This window comes from Paenalkalicoccus suaedae, assembly GCF_006965545.2.
Lineage (GTDB): Bacteria > Bacillota > Bacilli > Bacillales > Salisediminibacteriaceae > Paenalkalicoccus > Paenalkalicoccus suaedae.
On sequence record NZ_CP041372.2, the window covers coordinates 1,615,168 to 1,635,055 of the forward strand.

The 19,888-nt window shown below is 40.4% G+C and carries 19 protein-coding genes; 16 read left to right on the plus strand and 3 right to left on the minus strand.

Annotated features, from left to right (window positions below; translation table 11 throughout):
- Positions 1–72: 72 nt before the first annotated feature.
- From FLK61_RS08730 to FLK61_RS08760, 7 genes are all read left to right on the plus strand, one after another.
- Entirely contained in the window at positions 73–792 is a 720-nt protein-coding gene (locus FLK61_RS08730; protein ID WP_176009084.1) for a pseudouridine synthase, read from the plus strand.
- Between the two features lie 93 nt (positions 793–885).
- Positions 886–1,416 (plus strand): thiol-disulfide oxidoreductase ResA, encoded by a 531-nt coding sequence (gene resA / locus FLK61_RS08735; protein WP_176009085.1) that lies wholly within the window; start codon positions 886–888, stop codon positions 1,414–1,416.
- A 12-nt stretch (positions 1,417–1,428) separates the two neighbouring features.
- Positions 1,429–3,114 (plus strand): cytochrome c biogenesis protein ResB, encoded by a 1,686-nt coding sequence (resB, locus tag FLK61_RS08740; protein ID WP_176009086.1) that lies wholly within the window; start codon positions 1,429–1,431, stop codon positions 3,112–3,114.
- Positions 3,098–4,291, plus strand: a complete 1,194-nt coding sequence (ccsB, locus tag FLK61_RS08745) for a c-type cytochrome biogenesis protein CcsB (RefSeq protein ID WP_176009087.1) — start codon at positions 3,098–3,100, stop codon at positions 4,289–4,291. The genes resB and ccsB overlap by 17 nt, the downstream gene beginning before the upstream one ends.
- A gap of 155 nt (positions 4,292–4,446) precedes the next feature.
- Complete coding sequence (locus tag FLK61_RS08750) at positions 4,447–5,163, plus strand: response regulator transcription factor (protein WP_176009088.1); 717 nt, start codon at positions 4,447–4,449, stop codon at positions 5,161–5,163.
- Positions 5,163–6,947, plus strand: a complete 1,785-nt coding sequence (locus FLK61_RS08755; protein ID WP_176009089.1) for an ATP-binding protein — start codon at positions 5,163–5,165, stop codon at positions 6,945–6,947. Before FLK61_RS08750 ends, FLK61_RS08755 begins: the two co-directional genes overlap by 1 nt.
- Positions 6,944–7,492 (plus strand): cob(I)yrinic acid a,c-diamide adenosyltransferase, encoded by a 549-nt coding sequence (locus FLK61_RS08760; RefSeq protein WP_176009090.1) that lies wholly within the window; start codon positions 6,944–6,946, stop codon positions 7,490–7,492. Before FLK61_RS08755 ends, FLK61_RS08760 begins: the two co-directional genes overlap by 4 nt.
- Positions 7,493–7,774: 282 nt before the next feature.
- On the opposite strand, the gene FLK61_RS08765 is transcribed toward FLK61_RS08760, so the two are convergent.
- The 3 genes from FLK61_RS08765 to FLK61_RS08775 form a co-directional block, all read right to left on the minus strand.
- Positions 7,775–8,590 (minus strand): SurA N-terminal domain-containing protein, encoded by an 816-nt coding sequence (locus FLK61_RS08765; RefSeq protein ID WP_176009091.1) that lies wholly within the window; start codon positions 8,588–8,590, stop codon positions 7,775–7,777.
- Positions 8,591–8,783: 193 nt separating this feature from the next.
- Positions 8,784–10,397: a phosphoglycerate dehydrogenase gene (gene serA / locus FLK61_RS08770; RefSeq protein WP_249777705.1), complete on the minus strand. Its 1,614-nt coding sequence runs from the start codon at positions 10,395–10,397 to the stop codon at positions 8,784–8,786.
- 241 nt (positions 10,398–10,638) lie between these two features.
- Positions 10,639–10,887: a ferredoxin gene (locus FLK61_RS08775; RefSeq protein WP_176009093.1), complete on the minus strand. Its 249-nt coding sequence runs from the start codon at positions 10,885–10,887 to the stop codon at positions 10,639–10,641.
- Positions 10,888–11,086: 199 nt separating this feature from the next.
- On the opposite strand from FLK61_RS08775, the gene FLK61_RS08780 reads away from it, so the two are divergent.
- From FLK61_RS08780 to FLK61_RS08820, 9 genes are all read left to right on the plus strand, one after another.
- The gene (locus FLK61_RS08780) at positions 11,087–12,094 is read left to right on the plus strand and encodes a YpbB family protein (RefSeq protein WP_176009094.1); all 1,008 of its coding nucleotides are present in this window, start codon (positions 11,087–11,089) and stop codon (positions 12,092–12,094) included.
- Between the two features lie 11 nt (positions 12,095–12,105).
- Positions 12,106–13,614, plus strand: coding sequence for a RecQ family ATP-dependent DNA helicase (locus FLK61_RS08785; protein ID WP_176009095.1), 1,509 nt, complete (start codon positions 12,106–12,108; stop codon positions 13,612–13,614).
- A complete protein-coding gene (locus FLK61_RS08790) occupies positions 13,593–14,159 on the plus strand; it encodes a CPBP family intramembrane glutamic endopeptidase (RefSeq protein WP_176009096.1) in 567 nt (188 codons plus the stop codon). Before FLK61_RS08785 ends, FLK61_RS08790 begins: the two co-directional genes overlap by 22 nt.
- Before the next feature lie 28 nt (positions 14,160–14,187).
- The gene (locus tag FLK61_RS08795; protein ID WP_176009097.1) at positions 14,188–14,394 is read left to right on the plus strand and encodes a hypothetical protein; all 207 of its coding nucleotides are present in this window, start codon (positions 14,188–14,190) and stop codon (positions 14,392–14,394) included.
- A 16-nt stretch (positions 14,395–14,410) separates the two neighbouring features.
- The gene (locus tag FLK61_RS08800; RefSeq protein ID WP_176009098.1) at positions 14,411–16,072 is read left to right on the plus strand and encodes a formate--tetrahydrofolate ligase; all 1,662 of its coding nucleotides are present in this window, start codon (positions 14,411–14,413) and stop codon (positions 16,070–16,072) included.
- Positions 16,073–16,081: 9 nt separating this feature from the next.
- On the plus strand, positions 16,082–16,801 hold the full coding sequence (locus FLK61_RS08805) for a metallophosphoesterase (RefSeq protein ID WP_176009099.1): 720 nt from the start codon (positions 16,082–16,084) through the stop codon (positions 16,799–16,801).
- A gap of 121 nt (positions 16,802–16,922) precedes the next feature.
- Entirely contained in the window at positions 16,923–17,828 is a 906-nt protein-coding gene (locus FLK61_RS08810) for a MerR family transcriptional regulator (RefSeq protein WP_176009100.1), read from the plus strand.
- 114 nt (positions 17,829–17,942) lie between these two features.
- Positions 17,943–18,449 (plus strand): adaptor protein MecA, encoded by a 507-nt coding sequence (locus FLK61_RS08815; RefSeq protein WP_176009101.1) that lies wholly within the window; start codon positions 17,943–17,945, stop codon positions 18,447–18,449.
- A 168-nt stretch (positions 18,450–18,617) separates the two neighbouring features.
- The gene (locus FLK61_RS08820; protein WP_176009102.1) at positions 18,618–19,880 is read left to right on the plus strand and encodes a Glu/Leu/Phe/Val family dehydrogenase; all 1,263 of its coding nucleotides are present in this window, start codon (positions 18,618–18,620) and stop codon (positions 19,878–19,880) included.
- The last annotated feature ends 8 nt before the right edge of the window (positions 19,881–19,888 follow it).

Sequence of the window (19,888 nt, forward strand, 5' to 3'; positions counted from 1 at the left end):
TAGAGATTGATTATGTTAATGGTAAAATATCGAGCATGAAAAATGCGAGCGATAAATAGGAGGACAATTTATATGGAACGTGTACAAAAGGTTATTGCAAACGCAGGAATAGCGTCAAGGCGTAAAGCGGAAGAGCTAATTACAAAAGGAAGAGTCTCAGTAAATGGTGTTCAAATCACAGAGCTTGGTACAAAAGTAGATCCAATGCAGGATGAAGTGAGCGTAGACGGTGTACCTATTCATAAGGAGGAGCCTGTTTATTATCTTCTTTATAAGCCAACAGGCGTCATTTCTTCTGTTAGCGATGATAAAAATCGTAAGGTCGTAACGGATTTCCTTCCAACTGAAAGCAGAATTTATCCAATTGGAAGACTAGACTATGATACGTCTGGATTAATTTTACTTACAAATGATGGCGATTTTGCTAACATACTGATGCACCCAAAGTATCGCATTAATAAAACGTATGTAGCAAAGGTAGAAGGTGTGCCTGAACGTGAAGATTTAAAAAAGTTGCAGCACGGGATTAAACTCGATGATCGCAAAACGTCTCCAGCTAAAGTAAAGATTGTTAAACAGGATAGAACAAAAGGAACCGCAATTTTAGAAATCACGATTCATGAAGGAAGAAATAGACAGGTAAGACGTATGCTAGAGGCTATTGGTCATCCAGTTATTAAGTTAAAGCGTGAGCAATATGGCTTTTTAACGCTTCATGGATTAAACGCTGGAGAGTATAGAGAGCTTAAGCCTCATGAGGTGAAAAAGCTACGTGAATTAGCCGTCACATAACTTTCACACTTTAAAACAGGTAAAAACTATGTCAATTTAATTTCCGGTGGTAAGATGGAAATGTGAGAATGATTGAAAAAAGAGGGATGTCACATGAAAAAACGTAGACTGTGGATTCGCTCCTCGATCCTATTTGTTATGGTTCTAGCAATTGGCTACACGTTTTACAACCACTTTTCTGAAGATAGAGGGTTAGTAGATGCAGGCGATTTTGCACCTAACTTTGTATTAGAGGATTTAGATGGTAATCGGCTAGAGCTCTCTGACCTACAAGGACAGGGTGTGTATGTAAACTTCTGGGCGACGTATTGTACGTACTGTAGAGATAAAATGGGTTATTTGCAGGAAGTCCATGATGAGTATGCAGAGAAGGGCGTCCAAATTGTCAATATTAACGTTGACGAGACAACACTACAAGTAGAACGACATAAACAACGTTATGGGTTAGATTACCCGCTTTATATTGATCGAAATATGCTCGTTGGGAACGCATACGGTGTAGCGGTCCTTCCTTCTGTGTTTTTAATTGATGAGACAGGAGAGGTTGTTGAGCATGAGGTGGGAGGAAAAACAAGAGAGCACGTTTTAGCATCTCTTGATGACCTAGTACCTAGTAGCAATTAATGGGGGAGAACTATGGAGAAAGTAAAATGTGAGTGTGGGCATGTTAACCCATACGGTACGTATTTATGCGGCTCCTGCGGGAAGCCCTTGATTGATGAGGGAAAGCTTGCAAACATGCGCTACGAAGGTGTTGCAAGACGTTCTCAAACATATAAAAAATCAATCGTTGATAAAGTGTGGAATTTCTTTTCATCTGTAAAAGTCGGAATCTGGATTATTGTCCTTTTACTTGTTACCTCTTCCTTTGGGACGTTGTTCCCTCAAGAGATGTATATTCCACCGGGCGAAGATCCTACGGTCTATTACTCTCAAGAATATGGAGTAGCGGGTCAGATTTATTATCAGCTTGGATTCCATAATTTGTATAGCTCATGGTGGTACATGCTACTCATTGCTGCACTAGGAGTGTCGCTCGTTATTGCTTCTTTGGACCGAGCAGTTCCGCTTTATAAAGCGCTTAAAAAGCAGCGTGTCACACGTCACGAAGCGTTTCTTAAAAAGCAACGCGTATTCGGTGAGGCAGAGGCTTCTGTGTCTCAGGATGATCAGTTTGAGCAGGCAAAACAGATACTTAAAGATAAGCGCTATAAGCTAAAAGAGGAGAACGGAAACCTTCTTGCTGAAAAAGGACGATTCTCTAGATGGGGTCCGTATGTAAACCACGTTGGTCTTATTATCTTTTTAATTGGTGGCATGCTTCGTTTCTTCCCAGGGATGTATTTAGATGATTACATTTGGGTGCGTGAGGGAGAAACAGAAGTAATACGTGGAACGGACGGAGAGTACTTCTTACGCAATAACGAATTCTTTATCGAATTGTATGATGAAGAAGACGAGATGTTTGCAGATGCAATAGCGAGACAAGGGTCTCCTGTTGTTCAAACCTTCCAAACATCCGCTACACTTTTAAAGCGTTCAAATGAAGGCGCACTAGGAAGTGAGACGGAGCTTGAAGAAATTCGAGATCACGACATTCGTGTCAACGAACCACTAACATTTGAAGGGATTTCTCTCTATCAGGTTGATTATCGTTTAAATGAGCTCTCAAGCTTTACTTTTACGCTCGAAAATGAAGATGTCGCACCTGAGATTTTAGAAGAAGTAGTGTTTGAAGTGGATTTAAATGACCCACAAATGTTTTATGAGTTTGATAATGGCTATCAAGTAGAGATTATTGAGTATTTCCCTAACTTTATTATCGATGACAATAGAGAACCAACTACGCTTAACCGTATTCCTGACAATCCTCGAATTATTTTTGAGGTATTCCCACCTGGCGTCGATCCGTTAGATGAGAATTCAGAGGGAGAGATTAGTTTAATAGGTCTTCAAGTCAATGAAGAGCTAAATGGTGAAAACGATCATACAATTCGAATGGCTGATTTTGAATTAGTAGACGTCACCGGGTTAACGGTTCGACGTGACCATACCCTTCCAGTATTAATTGCTGGGGGAGCAATTTTTATGGTTGGACTTATCCAAGGGTCTTATTGGCATCACAGACGTATATGGGTGCAACGTAAAAACGGTAAAGTCATGATCGCTGGTCACGCCAATAAGAACTGGCATGCACTAAAGAATGATATTTCTTTCCTTTCCGAAAAAACTGGATTACCAGATGTCGTTGATCAATCGGAAGAAAAGGAAGCCCACGACAATAAAGAAGAGGTGAATGATCAGCATGGTCCAACTAAGTAGTACACTATTATATGTAGCATTTGGTCTTTACTTAGCGGCAACGATCTTTTTTGCCGTATCTATTACGGGAAAAAAGTTTAAAAACCGTCAAGGTCAAGAAAAGAACATAGCCGGTTTATTAGGCTACATTACTGCCTTACTAGGGCTTATTTCTGCAGTATCGTATTTTATTATAAGGTGGATCGCTGTAGGGTATGCCCCAGTTAGTAATATGTTTGAATATACAACGGCATTAGCCATTGCAATGTCTTTAGCGTTTGTTATTATTTACCCAATTTATAAAGCAAATTCGTTAGGTTTAATTACAATGCCTATTGTGATGCTTATTATTGCGTATGGATCTATGTTCCCACGAGACGTGCAACCGCTTATTCCGGCTCTTCAATCTGATTGGCTTGCTATTCACGTTATTACAACAGCAATTGGGCAAGGGATTCTTTCAATTGGATTTGCTGGAGGATTGCTGTACCTGATTATTGTCACTGACTTTAAGAAATTGACGAAAAAAGTGATTGGGGTAGAGTTTATCCTCTTTGCATGTATCGGAGCTTTAGCCTACGTCCTTTTAGGTATTGGCTTTGGAGCGGCCGACTACGAGGCGAAGTTCGCATATGTGAACGAGTTAGAGCAAGAAGATACGATGACGTATCCGATGCCGCCGCTTGTCGGACCTTACGAAGGGGAGCTTATTTCCGAGCAGGGAATGAACCCATTATTTAATGCGCCGGCGGTCATTCGTAGTAACGATTTAAACACGGTTCTCTGGTCTATTATAGGAGGGATCATTTTATACGCAGCACTAAGGCTTATCTTCAGAAAGCCTGTTGGTGGACTTATTCAGCCAGCTGTGCGAAATGTGAAGCCAAACACAGTGGATGAAATTAGCTATCGAGCAATTGCAATTGGATTCCCGGTATTCACGTTAGGTGGACTTATTTTTGCCATGATTTGGGCGCAAATTGCATGGACGCGCTTCTGGGGATGGGATCCAAAAGAAGTATGGGCACTTATCACCTTCTTATTCTATGCCGTTTACCTTCACTTACGACTCTCGCGAGGCTGGCAGGGTGAAAAGAGTGCGTGGCTATGTGTAATCGGTTTTGCACTCATCATGTTTAACTTAATATTTGTCAATCTTGTAATAGCAGGACTTCACTCTTATGCAGCAATGTTTTAAGGGGGAGACAGGTCTTCTATTACTCCATGTATAAACTCTTTTCAGATAGGGAATATACGTGAAGAGAGAAGACAGGAATAAGCCCGCATTTACGCTGTAGATGGCGGGCTTACACCTTTTTATACGACTTGATCTATTTACTTGGAGGGATACTCATGACACCTAAAACAAAAATATTAGTTGTAGATGATGAAGAAAGAATTCGTCGTCTCTTGCGTATGTATTTAGAAAAAGAAAATTATGCTGTTGAAGATGCAGAAAACGGGGAAATCGCACTATCCTTAGCACTAAAAAATGAGTACGATTTAATCGTGCTCGACTTAATGATGCCAGGCATGGACGGGATCGAAGTGTGTGAAGAGATTAGAAAGCAAAAAGCGACTCCAATTATTATGCTTACTGCGAAAGGAGAAGAAGCCAACCGAGTTCAAGGCTTTGAAGCAGGAACTGATGACTATATCGTAAAACCTTTTAGCCCTCGTGAAGTGGTTCTTCGTGTGAAAGCGCTTCTACGAAGGTCCTCGTCGACGAAGTTTTTACAAACCGAGACAAAAACAAAAGAGCTATATTCGTTCCCACATTTAACAATTGATGATGAGGCACATAAAGTTACAGTTAACGACCAGTTAATTAATTTAACACCTAAAGAGTACGAACTTCTCTTATATTTTGCTCAGGCCCCAGATAAAGTCTTTGCGCGTGAAACGTTATTAAAAGAAGTGTGGAACTATGAATTTTTTGGTGACTTACGCACAGTTGATACTCACGTCAAAAGACTTCGTGAAAAGCTCAGTCAAGTAGAACCACATGCTTCCGAAATGATTAAAACCGTTTGGGGAGTTGGCTATAAATTTGAGGTCGACGAGAGCTAATGATGTTTTGGAGAAGCGTAGTAGGAAAGCTATGGTTTACGATTTTGCTACTCGTGTCAGTCGTACTGCTAGTATTAACGTTTTTACTCCTACAGTCCTTTGAGCAGTTTCATACAGAGCATGCGGAGCAGGAACTCCTCAACCATGCTAACTTAATGGCCTCCTTTTTAGCGGATGAGGAGATGGATGAAGCAGCATTCCAGATGAGTCAGACAATAGCAGAGACGTATGGCGCTAAATCTGTCATTGTTTTTGAAGATGAAGAATTTTGGTATACATCTCATGAGGATATCGAGGAGATTCCACTATCTTTCTTTATCGAAAATCCGGAGCTCTCGCAGGTGCTCACAACTCGTGAGTCCGCGGTTACTCAAGGAGATTACACCGTTACTTCTCGAGATGAACATGATGAAGTTATGATAGTAGGCGTTCCTGTCGATTTTACGAGTGGGGAAGAGGGAGCTATCTATTTGTATCAGCCTTTAACGGTTGTAGAAGAAGCATCTAATCAAACAAAGCAAATCATTTATGTTTCTGCTGGAGTAGCGATTATCTTAACAACGATTTTTGCCTTTTTCTTAACAACACGAATTACAGCGCCACTTAGACGCATGCGTAAAGCTTCTCTAGAGGTTGCTAAGGGTAATTTTGATGCGAAGGTACCTATTCAAACGAAGGATGAGATTGGACTATTAGCAATCGCATTCAACCGAATGGCACGTACGCTTCATACAAACCTACATGCGTTAAGTCAGGAAAAAGAGCAGCTATCGAGAATTTTAAGCTCTATGGCCGACGGTGTTATTACGTTAGATCGTAATGGGAAGGTTATGGTCACAAATCCTCCTGCGCGGGAGTTTATTGACGCCTGGAGATATGATTCTAAAGCGCCTCATGGGGAATATCCAAGTGTCTTACATGATTTATATTGTAAGGTCGTTCAAAACGAACGGGAAGAGGTGGCAGAAGTAATGATTCAGGGTAGAAGCTGGGTTATTTTAATGACTCCACTTTATGATAATCATGACGTACGTGGAGCTGTTGCAGTTGTACGCGATATGACCGAGGAGAGACAGCACGATAAACTACGCAAGGATTTCATTGCAAACGTGTCTCACGAGCTACGTACACCTATTTCTATGCTCCAAGGCTACAGTGAAGCCATTGTAGACGATATCGCCTCAAGCGATGATGAGAAAAAAGAGTTTGCTCAAATCATTCACGACGAGTCCCTTCGTATCGGAAGGTTAGTAAATGAATTTTTAGACCTTGCCAGAATGGAAGCAGGCTATATTCGGTTAGAAAAAGAGCCTATTGACGTAGAAGCTTTCGTAACAAAAATTAAGCGAAAGTTTCAGGTAGTGGCGAAAGAACAACAAATTGAATTGCAGGCCTATTCCCAGCATTTACCGAAACCGTTGATTGCAGATAGTGATCGCCTCGAGCAAGTTGTTACAAATTTAATCGATAATGCTATTAGACATACGTATAATAACGGCAAAGTTTATTTTCACATTGAAGGTACGGATAAAAATGTGATTATAGAAGTAGTTGACACTGGAGTAGGGATTCCAGAAGCAGATCTACCTTTTGTGTTTGAACGTTTTTATAAGACGGACAAAGCGCGTACGAGGGGAAATGCAGGTACAGGTCTTGGGCTTGCTATCGTAAAAAATTTAGTAGAGGCCCATCACGGTAAAGTGGCAGTCAGAAGTAAAATGAACGAAGGCACGACATTTACGGTAACATTACCTTACGAGACGGAGAGGGGTTTGTCGGAATGAAAATCTATACGAAAAAAGGCGATAAGGGCCAAACGCAATTAATTGGTAAACGTGTATCTAAAACTCACGCTCGCGTGGAGTCCTATGGAACGGTTGATGAACTAAATAGCTTTATTGGCGTTGCAATTGCTGAATTAGATCAAGAGGATATGATTTCGGACCTAGAGATTATTCAGCATGAGCTATTTGATATTGGCGGAGATTTAGCTAATGTCACAGAGAAAAAAGAGTGGGCGTTAAAAGAAGCATCCATTACAAGGCTAGAACATAAAATAGATGCTTATTGGGCGGAGGCACCTGAACTTAAAACATTTATATTACCAGGTGGAGAGAAGGCGGCCGCTCATTTGCACGTTTGTCGTACAGTAGCTAGACGTGCAGAGCGATTAACAGTCGCCATTGACGATGGTTCAGAGCTTCCACCATTTGCGCTTGCCTATTTGAATCGTCTATCTGACTATTTCTTTGCAGCAGCAAGAGCTGTGAATGCGAGAAAAAATAGAGAAGATATCCTTTATAAGCGTGGGAAAGACGTTTTTAAATAGATAAGACTAGGAAGAAGAGCGCTATGTTTGAGATAGAAGGGACCGGTTGCAACAATTCGGTTCCTTTTTTTGTGGGAAATAAATGTGGGATTCTAAAGAGGATAGGCAGTAGTTCATGGGAACGGAAAAGTGAGCCTCGTTGGGTGATAATTGACGTTTATAAACGGATAATGGAGCGGCGTTTTCGGATAACCAAGCCGTGTTTTCGGATAATCAAACGCTGTTTCCTCAAATAAAAAAGCTGGGACAGCTTATTTGCTTTTGTCCCAGCCTGTTTCCTACTTATAGTAAAATTTCAATCTCCGCGTTCGCACGAAGGTCTTCTAGATAAGCTTGTTGCTCTAACTGTTCTTCTAATTCAGGCTGAATGGTATCAAACTCTTCCATTTCTGGATTTTGTGCAGCCATTTGCTCGTAGAAGGCTTGAACTTCTTCTTCAGTAACCTCATACGCACCTTCCTCTAGGTGTGCAAGAGTTAGAAGTTCTTCAACGCGAGTAATATCGCGAATTTCTTCTTCAATTTGCTCTTCTGTATACTGCTGTTGTTCTAGAGCTTCTTGGAATGCTTCCTCTGTTTCAAAAGAAGCTTTTAATTCTTCTAGCTCTTGATTAACCATTTCGTCGTCAGCTTCAATGCCTTGAGCTTCCGCTTCTTGTACAAGCAGTCGAGTTACCACTAGCTGATCAAGAATCTGCTGACTCATTTGAGCCATCATTGCTTGCATTTCAGCATCTTGTTCCGCATCCTCTTCACCTTCGCCGCCCATCATTCCTTGCATTGGGCCTACTTGAGCTTGAAGTTCGCTGTATGGAATTTCTTCTCCATTAACAATAGCTACTGGCTCATCAGGATCTTGGTCCATAACATTTGGTACGTCTTCTGGCTGAGCTTCGCCATCGAGATTATTTTCGCCATCCGTATTAGCATTACCTTCATTACCTTCAACTTCGGTAACATTCTCTTCTGTGTTAGTTGCTGCATTATTCGTGTTGTTTACTTGGTCATTTCCTCCATCATTATCCGTGCTACAAGCTGCAAGCAGTAGCCCAGCTGAAAGAGTAGTTGTTAGAATTGCTTTTTTGCTAAATCGTTTCATTCGTTAAATCAGCCTCTCTAGTTTTGTCTTACGATGGTATAAAGCGTATCATAAAAGTGCGTATTTATTCAATTTATCAAATCTATAAAAGTATGGCAGTATATTGATAATAGGGACTTTGGCGGTTAGAAAGGTTATTTTTTATGCGAATAAAAACTAGCCCCTTTATTAAAAGAGGCTAGTAAAATCATTCTTATAGCTCAATTGTTTTTACGGATGCAATTTCATCAATGCTAGTAAATGCCGTAAGGACGCTGTCTTGGCATTCTTTGTCCGTTGAAAGAAGCATGATAGCATCTCCACCTTCTTGCTTACGCCCTACCTGCATAGTGGCAATATTGACATCGTGAGTTCCTAAAAGCTGACCCACTTTACCAATTACACCAGGGCGGTCATTGTGCTGAACGAAAAGCGTATGCTTGGCAGGTTTAAAATCTAATTGGAATTCGTTAATTTGCGTAATTCTTGAACCAAATTCTTGGCTGTGAGTACCATGGATCGTAAGCGTTCTTGATTCCCCATGGATTATCACCTTAACAAAGTTAGCATATCCGTGTGACTCACTGTCGTGGCGCTCAGATAGCTTCACATCGCGCTCTTTCGCAATAAGAGTAGCGTTTACTTCGTTTACATACCCATCAATACGATGACGGAAAAAGCCAGCAAGTAAGCTACGATTGAATAGACCTGTTTCTTGGTGCGAAATTTCTCCTGCATACGTAATCTCAATATGCTTAACAGGCTCTCGGAATAACTGAGAAGCAGTCTCTCCGAGCGTTCGAGTTAGCTTTGTAAAAGGAGAGAATTTTTCATAGACATCTTGATCTAAATATGGCAGGTTTAACGCATGTGGAGCTGGGTTGCCACTTAAATAATCTAGCACCTCTTTAGACACTTGCTCCGCTACGTTCTTTTGAGCCTCCGATGTGGATGCAGCAATATGCGGTGTTGTAATAACCTGTTGTAAAGAGGAGAGTGGATGATTCTTTGCTGGTTCTTCAGCAAACACGTCAATTGCAGCTCCGCGTACATGTCCTTCTACAATAACTTCATAAAGTGCTTCCTCATCAATGATGCCACCACGAGCACAGTTAAGAATAAATACACCTTTTTTAGTCTTTAATAAGTTCTCTTTATTGAGTAGCCCTTTTGTTTCTTTCGTTAAAGGCGTGTGAACAGTAATGAAGTCGCTTTGTTCTAATACTTTTTCAAACGACACAGCATCAACGTGGTGCTTGTCTGCTCGTTGTTGAGTTAGGAATGGGTCAAATGCGACGACATTCATTTTAAAGGCACGTGCACGACTTGCTAGCTCAGATCCAATACGTCCGAAGCCTACGATTCCTAGGGTTTTTCCGTATAACTCTGCACCTTGATACGATTTGCGATCCCATTTACCTTCGCGCATTGATTGGTTTGCTTGAGGAATGTTTCTTGCTAACGAAGCTAGCATAGCAAATGTGTGCTCCGCAGTAGAAATGGTATTTCCGTCTGGTGCATTGACCACTACGACACCATGAGCCGTAGCAGCTGGTAGGTCAACGTTATCTACTCCAACTCCAGCACGACCAATTATTTTTAGATTAGGCATTTTTTGCAGAAGTTCTTCTGTAACTGTAGTTGCACTTCTTATGAGTAGTGCATCTACTTGTTCAAGAGGAAAAGTAGTATCATCAACAGATTCTCTAATTACGCTCACTAATGAACTTTCTAGTATAGGCTTTAGACCGTCCTCGCTCATATGATCAGATACAAGCACAGTAAATGTGTCTTGATCAGGTCGAACAGGTTGTTGAAGCTGAACCATAGTAAACATCTCCCGCCTTCTATTTTTTAATTATTTCATATTATCACGAAAGTCAGGAAATTTACCATAGTTATTTTAAAAACTTTATAATAATTTACGAATGTTGACTCAGGATATCCGGTTTAATTTTCGTTTTTTCATGATTAAGTAGAGGAGTATTGGCAGTGTAGGAGCTTTTAATAGAGTAAAAACCATACAAAAAAGTGCCACATCGTAGACGTAGCACTCCAGTTAATGAATTCTATTCGTATTTTAATGCGTCTCCATCGAAGGACTCGTCCGCAATTTTAATCGAGTCTGTAGGGCAGCCATCAAATGCATCCTCTAAATCTTCGTGTAAATCTTCAGGGATTTCTGCCGTACCTTTATTATCGTCTAAAATAACGTAGGCAATTCCCTCGTCATCATAATCATAAATATCTGGTGCTGCCGCTCCACATGCGCCACAAGCGATGCACGTATCTTTGTCGACAATAGTAAACTTACCCATTAAAAAAACCTCCTAATAATTATCGCTATCTAGATCCATCTAAAGCGATGAATGTATTTAGTAACTAACATAAATTATTCTCCACTTAACAGTTTATAGCTATTCAGGCGACATTTCAACATAAAACTACAACATAGCGTCACGCAGAATCTTGCTTTATAATAGAAGAACGTATCTTTTTTGATAAAGGAAGATTGTGATGCATACTATTCAATACCTCTTACTAACAGCAGTAAAACATATGAGAGGAGAAAGATCGTTAAATGGTGCCATGCATTTATTGAAGGGGAAGCGGTCAGCGCAAACAATTCAAGATATCTCCTTCTTTTCACTGAATAAGTATGCTGGTTCACTAAAGACAACTCCTACGACTTTGATCGAGCAACAAAAAGAGATCGTAATAACCAAAGAGTATATTCGTTTTGATCAAAAGAGGGCTAGTATCACAGAGGCGGGAGATGCATTTTTATCAACTTGGAAAGGCTTGCCTGAGCACTATAATGGCTTTCTATTCGAATGGACGAATGAAGCTCAAGTAGCATGGGAGAGGCTTTCTCTTTTAATGCAAACCATTTCTCACCTTCAAGCAGGAGAAAAAGCGTTCATTCCAGTTTATGCAAGTTTTGAAAACAGACTTGCTGTTAAACAAACGCTACGTGCGTATTCAATAGACAACCTACAAAAGAGTCTACATACTTTTTTATCTGAGCGACTAGCTCAACTAGATGAAAGTTCTGCTAATCTCTTTGTTGCTAGGTGTAGTGGGTATCACATGGCTGGAAAAACGTATCGTCAGCTTGGAGATGATCCCGTTGCGAAATCGCTTCAATTTCAAGCGGTTATTCATTATTTATTGTCTAATTCTATTCCAAGCGATCTTTCTTTTATAAAAGAATCAAAAGCAGTCTTTAATCAAACAACCCAAACAGCTCGCGAAAGTGCTGTATTATTTCGACAAGGCCATAGCTTCGAAGACGTTTGTAGGATTAGGAATCTGAAAGCAAGTACGGTGGAAGATCATGTTGTAGAGTTGATAACGTATGATAAAACGTTTCCTTACAACCACTATATTTCAGAGGAAAAAGTGTCGTATATTCATCAAATTATAAAAACGATTTCTTCTACTCGTCTTCGTTTAATAAAGGATGCTTCAGAAAACGTGACATACTTTGAGATTCGACTAGCAGTTGCCATACTAAATCGTTAGGAGGGGTGACTATGCATTTAGAGAATGAGCTTCAAAAACTGCAGTTAACCTCCTTTAGACCAGGTCAAAAAGAAATAATAGAATCCGTTTTAGGTCGTGTTCATACGATAGGAGTTTTACCAACAGGTAGTGGGAAAACACTTTGCTATCAGCTACCAACGCGAATGATGCTAGGTCTTACCCTTGTCGTTTCGCCACTTCTTTCTCTGATGGAGGATCAAGTCATTCAACTACGACTAGCTGGTGAAAAAAGAGTGGCCCATTTATCTGGTCTCCTATCATATAACGAGAAAAAAGCGATACTTTCACAAGTAAATAATTTGTCTATGTTGTTTGTATCTCCTGAAATGTTAGCGTCAGGAGAGCTTTTACAAAAATTGCAACATTGCGATGTGTCCCTTGTTGTCATTGATGAAGCTCACTGTATTTCTCAGTGGGGGCATGAGTTCCGAACGGAGTATTTACGCCTACCGACATATATAAACAAGTTAGGTTCTCCAACGGTTCTTGCGTTGACTGCTACGGCGACCAAAAATGTAATAGACGATATACGAGCTAAGCTAGATTTGGATAACGCTAAACTGATCCAACACTCTGTGAATCGACCAAATATTTTTTTACGATCACATATCATTGAATCTGAGCAACAGCGACAGCAAGTGTTATTAGGTGAGCTCGAGCATTGTCAGCTTCCTGCTATCGTTTACGTGTCGACTAGAAAAGATGCTCAGAAGGTGTCAGAGCTCTTGCAAGCGAATGAATTTTATACAGCCTATTACCACGCAGGCCTTTCTCGCGAGGATCGTTCCCTTGTACAATCACAGTTTTTAGATGGAGACTTGCAAATTCTTGTAGCCACAACGGCGTTTGGAATGGGCGTGAATAAACGTGATATCCGAACTGTTATTCATTTACATTTACCTCAGTCCGTGGAAAGCTACGTGCAAGAGATTGGGCGGGCTGGAAGAGACAGTTTACAAAGCGAAGCTATCGCTATTATTAGTACAGAAGACAAGCAATTGCCTCTAACAATGATCGATTATGAATTACCAACAGAGGAGTGGTTACTAGGCTTTGCTAGAGCATGTCATGGGCTGTCTTTTGAAGAAGCAAAGCATGCCTCACAATTAGAAGAGACGATGTGGCGCATGCTCGCGTATTATTTCAATAAACAAGGGTTGATTATAAATCAACAGTTCCAAACAGTTGGTAAAGAAGATAAGATTCGAGATTTAGCGCAACATTTCTTAAAGAGGCGATTATTTAAACAGAGGCAACTCTATCAAGTCGAGGAATTAATGACGAGCTCCACGTGTACAAGAAAGCAAATTATTGAATTCTTTGGGGAGTCTACGTTTGAGAAGCCAGCATTTTGCTGTGATCGATGTCAACAAACACGTCCATTAATGGATCAACCCATTACTCGACGAAAAAGAGACGAGGTCAACTGGCAAACACGACTTCATAAACTTTTATATCCAGTAAAGGATACACCATCATGCAAAAGCAATCTGAAATAGTAAAAACTCTCTCAGATAAAGAACTGTATGCCAACGTGTACATGACTCAGGTGGGCATCTTTGTACTTGCATTAATAAGTGCGTTTTTCTTTCAAGGAAGCGTGTTTGAACATTTTACAAAAATTATATATACAAACGAAGCACTCTTATACGGATCTATTTTCGCTTTCATTGCAGTAGCATTGAATCTTTTCTTCACAAGTATCCTACCATCCTCCTACTTCGATGACGGGGGAATCAATGAGAGAATATTTCGCCGTATGCATCCTTTACACATCGTTTTTATAAGTATGGTCGTGGCAGTTAGTGAAGAGATCCTTTTCCGTGCAATTTTACAAGAAGAGCTAGGGCTAATTATAGCCTCTGTTATTTTTGCGCTTATTCACATTCGTTATGTGACAAAGCCTTTTTTATTTGGATTTGTCATTATCTTAAGCTTTGCGTTAGGTATCCTTTATATGTGGACAGGAAACTTGTTAACTGTAATTGTCGCCCATTTTTTAATCGATGCCATATTAGGATTCATTATTCGCTATAAACGATAAATAAACATATATAAAAGGTGAGAAAACTATGAGTGAACAAAAAGAAAAAAGAGAAGAGAGCTCATTACCATCAAGGTCAAGTACGCATCGACGTGCACAAAAGAAAAACGTCAGGTCAAAAAAGAAAAAAAAGCGTAATCAAATCCCATTGATACAGATTTGGTTACTTTTATTCTTTACCTTAGTAGCAGGATTGCTTAGCTATCCTGTTTGGATTGAGTGGTTCAGACTATAAAAAGAGGAGCATCATTATGACAATTCCATCTGATATTCGTATTGCACAAGAAGCAACATTACTTCCTATTTCAGATATTGCAAATGGATTAGAAATAGAAACGATAGAGCCATATGGAGACAATAAGGCAAAGTTGCCTCTTTCGCTTTTAGAGAATCAAAAAAAGCAGGGCAAAATTATTCTGGTGACCGCAATTAACCCAACTCCAGCAGGAGAGGGGAAATCGACGTTAACTGTAGGATTAGGACAAGCGCTAAATAAGATTGGTGAACAAGCAATAGTGGCACTTCGTGAGCCTTCCCTTGGACCAACTATGGGTGTCAAAGGCGGAGCATGTGGGGGTGGCTACTCACAGGTCGTGCCAATGGAAGATATAAATCTTCATTTCACAGGAGATCTTCATGCGATTACCACTGCTCATAATGCGTTAGCTGCTATTATCGACAATCACATTCATCAAGGGAACGACTTGCAATTAGACAGCAGAAAAGTGCAGTGGAAGCGTGTATTAGATATGAACGATCGCGCATTAAGAGATATTGTCATCGGTCTTGGAGGACCTATAAATGGATCACCTAGAGAGAGCGGATTTGACATTACGGTAGCGTCAGAAATCATGGCTGTCCTCTGCCTAGCATCCGATTTGAAGGATCTTAGACATCGTTTATCTGAAATAGTCGTTGGATATAATACCGATTCAGAGCCTGTCACAGTTTCCGACTTAAAAGTGGAAGGTGCATTAGCATTGCTATTAAAAGATGCATTAAAGCCAAACCTTGTCCAAACGTTAGAAAACACGCCTGCTATCATTCATGGAGGACCGTTTGCTAATATTGCTCATGGCTGTAATAGTGTCATTGCGACCAAAATGGCAGCTGGTTTAAGTGATTACGTTGTGACAGAGGCTGGTTTCGGTGCCGATTTAGGCGCTGAAAAGTTTCTTAACATTAAAACTAGAGCATTAGGAATTGATCCATCATTGGTTGTGATCGTAGCTACTGTTAGAGCGCTAAAAATGCACGGTGGTGTTGCGAAAGATGCTCTTAAAACAGAGAACGTAGAGGCATTAAACCAAGGTATTGCAAATCTTGAAAAACATGTGGAAACAGTTCGATCATTCGGATTGCCTGCCGTCGTAGCCATCAATAAATTCACTCATGATACAGACGCTGAAATTCAAGCGATTTTTGATTGGGCACAAGCCAATGATGTGGCAGTAGAGCTTGCTGATGTATGGGCGAATGGCGGAGAAGGTGGACGTGATTTAGCGAATCGTGTTATTCGTGAAATCGGCGAGCATCCAGCTACTTTTACTCGCTTATATACACCTGAGCAAACGATTCGTGAAAAGATTACAACAATCGCTAAAACCGTGTATGGCGCAACTGGAGTAGAATTCAGTCCTGTAGCTAAAAAGCAACTAAAGGAATTGCGTCCTGATTGGGAACTTTTTGATGTGTGTATGGCTAAAACTCAATACTCATTATCGGACGATCCAAAAGAATTAGGTCGACCAAAGGATTTTACTATCTCTGTTCGAGAGCTACGAGTTTCAGCAGGGGCTAAATTTATTGTTGTTTTAACTGGTAATGTGATGACGATGCCAGGATTACCAAAGGAGCCTGCAGCGTTAAAGATGGATATTGACCAAGAAGGAAAAGTCATTGGTCTATTTTAGGAGCGAATCATGATCAAAAAGCTAATCATTTGTTTTATTAGCCTCCTCATCTATATGTTTATAGAGGCGAAATGGACAAAGATCAACTATGAGAACTATAAAATAGGTAATTCAAATAAAAAAATGAACGTATTATTTTTATCTGATCTACACAGACGTACTATTTCTAAGAGATTATTAAGCAAAGTTGGATCGGTGGAGGCTGTTTTTTTAGCAGGTGATCTTGCAGAAAAAGGTGTTCATAAAGAACAAATTGTGCGCAATCTACAAGTATTGAATCAAGTTGCACCAGTATATTTTGTCTGGGGTAACAATGACTATGAGGTAGCAGAGGAGATTCATGAAGCATTAAAAGAGACAAATAGTGTAGAGCTTACTAATCGTTCTGTTAAGCTCGGCTCGTTTACATTAGCTGGAATTGGTGATCTGACATCAAATAAGCACGATGTAAAAAAGGCTTTAGAGGAGGCGGATGGGCCTGTTGTTTTGCTAAGTCATAATCCGGATATTAGTTTTAAACTTAAAGGCTATCCAGATGTAAAACTAGTGCTTAGCGGCCATACACACGGTGGACAAATTCGAATTGGACCATATGGAATTGCTGAGCGTGGTGGCTGGAAAAAACGAAATGGTGTCGATGTATTTATTTCAAATGGACATGGTACGTCAGAGATTCCATTTCGATTTATGGCACGAGCGCAGATACACAAATTAACAATATATGTTTAAACTGTTGGCACAAGTTGTAAAACAATTGCACAACAGTCACGTAAAGGAGTAAACTAGTTGTAACGAATAATTAGTGCAGTCTAGTTATCGGCTCAATTAGTGGGACGGAGTTGATGGGATTATGGCAGAACAAGCAGATGGGAAATACAACATAAAGGCTGTGTCCACTCTTTTAGGCATTCATCCGGGAACGTTACGTGCTTGGGAGAGACGCTATAACATTATTGAACCTGTAAGAAATGATGCAGGTCACAGACTTTATACAGATGAACAACTTCGAATCCTTAAGTGGATTGTCCACAAAGTAGACAATGGGTTTACAATTGGACAGGCAGTTGACCTGTTAAGCAAACAAGGAGGAGCATCCGTTTACGAGCAAGAGCACGGTCATCAGGATCAAATGGAGGCGGTCAGACAACAGTTGATGACCTCTTTACTGAAGTTTGAGGAAAGAAAAAGTAATGAGCTTTTAGACCATGCATTTGGAATGTTTTCAATAGAAAAAGTGCTGATTGATATTCTTGGTAGTATTTTGATTGAAGTAGGAGACAAGTGGGAAAAAGGAGATATCTCCACCGCCCACGAGCATTTTGTTACAGCCTTCCTTCGAACTCGCATTGGTATGGTGTTTAACAACCTACCTATTAATGGATTTTTACCGAAGGTTATTTGTGTATGTGGTCCAGATGATATGCATGAGATTGGTTTGCTTATCTTTACCTTCTTCTTAAAAAGACGAGGATATGAAACCATCTATTTAGGTGCTGGCATTCCTAAAGATGATGTCATAGAAGTAGTAGATGAAGTGAAGCCAAAAATGGTCGTTATTTCATGTACTATGCCTGAAACGCTTCATAAAACCATGGATTTAGTCGACAAGCTCGTTAAAAAAGACTCTGTAAAAGTAGGTCTAGGAGGATCTGCGTTTAAACACCTATCCGAAATAGAGCTTAGAAAAATACAGGATATGATGATCGGAGATTCTCAGCAAGACTGGTCGAATTGGTTGAAGAGAGATCTTACGTAACTTTTAAAAAATGGGTGCTTGAAGTCGCTTTACTACCGAACCTTTTCTTACAACGTGTCATACGTTGCAGGAAAAGGTTCTTTTCGTGCCGAAAGGATTTGGGGGCAAATATGCATGAAGGTAGAGCGAATTTCAAAAGATAAAATGAAAATATCATTAACATATGAGGATTTAGAAGAGCGTGGCATCATCACTGAAGATGGGATAGAGTCAGAGCTTGATGAAGAACTTTACGAAGTCATTATCGAAGCCTCCGATGAGCTACATTTTTTCGTCGGAGGGACTCTCACAGTAGAAGTGTTTGCGGACAATGCAGATGGGATCGTCATCATTGTCTCTAAAGAGCGTGAATTAAGGGAAGAAGGGGTCTGCTATTTTTCCTCCATTGATCATGTTATTGAAGTTGCGAAGGTTTTATACAGACGAGGGTGTAGAGATGGGCAACTACTATCTTTTAAACGGTTCTATTACCTACTTCTACAGGATCCTGACGAAGCAACGGAAGCAATATTATCAGAATGGGGAGAACTGGATGATTGTTCTCATGTATATGTAGTCGAGCATGGAAACATGCTTATAGAGAATCAAGCTATCGAAGAAATAGTAAAGCGCTTTACATGAAAGGACTAGTAAAGCATAGAGTGAAGTATGACGTGCAAGTGCTTTTCCTTTTTTTTCGCAAAAGGTTGTGGAAAAAACACTGCAAGTTCTTTATAGTAGGAAGAGTAAGGGAGCCACTTTTATGGCCTTTAAAACTTTGTGGTGAATCCAACGGAAGGAAAGGTTACTATGGACGAACAAAAAGAGGTTCAAAAGGAACAAAACGTTTTACAAGCTACACAAACTGTCATTCATAAAGCGCTGAATAAGCTCGGGTATTCTGATGAGGTTTACGAGCTCATGAAGGAGCCACTTCGCATGATGACTGTGCGAATTCCTGTGCGTATGGATGACGGATCTATTAAAATTTTTACTGGTTTCAGGGCGCAACACAACGATGCTGTCGGACCGACTAAGGGTGGAGTACGTTTTCATCCAAATGTGACAGAAACAGAAGTGAAAGCGCTATCAATTTGGATGAGTCTAAAAGCAGGAATCATGGATTTACCTTATGGGGGAGGTAAAGGAGGAATCATCTGTGACCCTCGTGAGATGTCTTTCCCAGAAATTGAACGTCTCAGCCGTGGGTACGTGCGTGCTATTAGCCAAATCGTAGGACCAACTAAAGATATCCCTGCTCCAGACGTGTTTACAAACTCTCAAATCATGGCTTGGATGATGGATGAATATAGTAGAATGAAGGAATTTGATTCACCAGGCTTTATTACAGGAAAACCTTTAGTGTTAGGTGGATCGCACGGCCGAGAGTCTGCGACTGCTAAAGGTGTTACCATTTGTATTAGAGAAGCAGCAAGACGTAAAGGGATCAACCTTGAAGGTGCACGAGTGGTTATTCAAGGGTTTGGTAATGCCGGAAGCTTCCTAGCGAAATTTATGTTTGATGCAGGTGCTAAAGTAGTTGGTATCTCAGACGTGAATGGAGCTCTTCACGATCCGGATGGATTGGATATTGACTATTTACTGGATCGACGAGACAGCTTTGGTACGGTGTCTAACCTCTTTAAAGAGACGATTTCGAACGAGGAACTTTTAGAGCTAGACTGCGACATTTTAGTTCCAGCTGCAATCGAAAACCAAATTACTGAAAAAAATGCGCACAAAATCAAAGCAAGCATCGTTGTGGAAGCTGCAAATGGTCCAACAACAATGCGAGCGACGGAGATTTTATCGCAGCGTGATATTTTACTTGTACCAGACGTATTAGCAAGTGCTGGCGGAGTAACGGTATCGTACTTCGAATGGGTGCAAAATAATCAAGGCTTCTATTGGGAAGAGGAAGAAGTAGAAAGACGCCTTGAAAAGGTCATGGTCAGCTCCTTTGATAACGTTTATAAGGTTGCGGCTATGCGAAATGTGGACATGCGGTTAGCTGCATACATGGTAGGAGTAAGAAAAATGGCGGAAGCGAGTCGCTTTAGAGGCTGGATTTAACAAGTAGT